This is a genomic window from Hydrogenophaga sp. (assembly GCF_041633695.1).
Taxonomy (GTDB): domain Bacteria; phylum Pseudomonadota; class Gammaproteobacteria; order Burkholderiales; family Burkholderiaceae_C; genus Hydrogenophaga.
The window spans coordinates 1-2,124 of the sequence record NZ_JBFJMY010000604.1 but is presented as its reverse complement, the minus strand read 5'-3'; the positions used below and the strand labels follow the sequence as shown (position 1 = coordinate 2,124).

2 protein-coding genes and 1 pseudogene are annotated in these 2,124 nt (G+C 65.1%); 1 reads left to right on the top strand and 2 read right to left on the bottom strand.

From position 1 onward, the window contains the following. A pseudogene (locus ABYB95_RS22285) lies at positions 1–203 on the top strand (Crp/Fnr family transcriptional regulator); the annotation flags it as partial. Positions 204–220: 17 nt separating this feature from the next. On the opposite strand, the gene ABYB95_RS22280 reads toward ABYB95_RS22285, so the two are convergent. Continuing rightward, a complete protein-coding gene (locus tag ABYB95_RS22280) occupies positions 221–1,222 on the bottom strand; it encodes an aldo/keto reductase (protein WP_372662146.1) in 1,002 nt (333 codons plus the stop codon). 71 nt (positions 1,223–1,293) lie between these two features. Beyond that, on the bottom strand, positions 1,294–2,124 hold an 831-nt coding region (locus tag ABYB95_RS22275), incomplete at its 5' end, for a Gfo/Idh/MocA family oxidoreductase (protein ID WP_372662143.1).

The following is a 2,124-nucleotide window of genomic DNA, read 5'->3' as shown; positions in this document are numbered from 1 at the left end:
TGACCTTGATCTTCGCGGCACGCAAAGAACAGCGCGAGCGCGAACTGCTGACATTGGGCCCAGAAGCGCGCTACCGCGCCTTTTGCGCCGAGCACCCCGCGCTGGCGCAGCGCGTGGCCCAGAAGGACCTGGCCCGGCACCTGGGGCTGACGCCGGTCGGCCTGAACCGCATCGTGGCCCGCGTGCGCAAGCAGGCGGACTGAGGCCACGACACCGAGACTCAGAACGTCTCGGTGTCGACTTCGCTATTGGCCTGGGCGTTGTAGCGGTTGCCGCTCACGGTCTTTTGCTGGATGTGGGCATCCAGCCGGGCCATGACATCGGCGCTCAGCACCACGTTGGCGGCACCCAGGTTGTCCATGAGGTGCTCGACGCTGCGCGTACCGGGAATGGGCAGGATGTGGTCGCCACGGTGCAGCAACCAGGCGATCGCCAGTTGCGCGGGCGTGCAGCCCACTTCGCGCGCCATGGCCAGGTAGCCGGGCAGCAGCCGGGTATTGGCGGCGTGGTTCTCGGGCGTGAAGCGCGGCATGCTGCGGCGGATGTCCTTGGCGTCAAAGGCGCTCACATCCAGCTCGCCACACAGAAAGCCGCGCGCCACCGGGCTGAAAGCCACGAAGGCGGCGCCCAGTTCGCGGCAGGCCTGCAGCACCGCGATCTCGGGGTTCCGTGTCCACAGCGAGTATTCGGTCTGCACCGCGGTGATGGGGTGCACCGCATGGGCTTTGCGCAAGGTGGTGGCCGACACCTCGGACAAGCCAATGGCCTGGATCTTGCCCGCACGCACCAGATCGCTCAACGCGCCCACACTGTCTTCCACCGGCATGGTCTTGTCCCAGCGGTGCAGGTAGTACAGGTCGATCACATCGGTCTTGAGCCGTTTGAGCGCCGCTTCGCAAGTGGCACGGATCGTCTCGGCACGGCCATCGATCACGCGCACCAGCTTGCCGTCACCCGCCACGTCCACGCCTTGCATGCCGCACTTGCTGGCCAGGGTGAATCGCGAACGGTGTTTGGAAAGAAAGCGGCCAACCAGGGTTTCGCTGGCACCAAAACCGTAGAGGGCAGCGGTGTCGAAATGGGTGACACCCGCATCCAGCGCGCTAAGCAGCAGCCTTTCGGTCTGCGCGTCCGAGACCGGCGGGCCGTAGGCGTGGCAGATGTTCATGCAGCCCAGGCCAATGGCCGAGACGGAAAAAGGGCCAAGTTTGCGTTGTTGCATGGGCGTTTCCTCTGTTCGCAAGGTCGTACTAAATGGGCGCGGCTGCCCGCGCCGCGCGGGGGCGAACCCGATCAGGCGCCGAGCTGCTGCTCGAGCTGGTGCAGCACCTGGTAGCAGTTGAACACCTGGGCCACGCTGGAGTTGGGCTCGCGGCCTTCCTGGATCGCGGCGAAGAACTCGCGGTCTTGCAGCTCGATGCCGTTCATGCTCACCGCCACCTGGCTCACGTCGATCTTCTCTTCTTTGCCGGTGAACAGGTCGTCGTAGCGCGCCAGGTAGGTGGCGGTGTCGCCGATGTAGCGGAAGTAGGTGCCCAGCGGGCCGTCGTTGTTGAAGCTGAGCGACAGCGTGCAGATCGCGCCGCTGGCGGCTTTGAGTTGGATGCTCATGTCCATGGCGATGCCCAGCGTGGGGTGGATCGGCCCTTGAACGGCATTGGCCTGCACGATGGGGCTGCCGGCCTGGTAGGCGAACAGGTCCACGGTGTGGGCGGCGTGGTGCCACAGCAGGTGGTCGGTCCAGCTGCGGGCCTGGCCGAGTGCGTTGGTGTTGGTGCGGCGGAAGAAGTAGGTCTGCACATCCAGTTGCTGGATGTTGAACTTGCCGGCCTGGATCTGGTTGTGCACGTACTGGTGGCTGGGGTTGAAGCGGCGGGTGTGGCCGCACATGGCCACCAGGCCAGTCTGTTTTTGCAAGGCGATGACTTCCTCTGCGCCCTTCAGGTTGTCGGCCAGGGGAATCTCCACCTGCACGTGCTTGCCTGCTTTCAGACAAGCCAGGGTTTGCTCGGCGTGCATTTGCGTGGGCGTGCAGAGGATGACGGCGTCGACCTCTTTCAGGGCCAGGCTGTCGGCCAGATCGGTGGTCACGTGGCCGATGCCGTACTTGGCCGCCACTTCCTT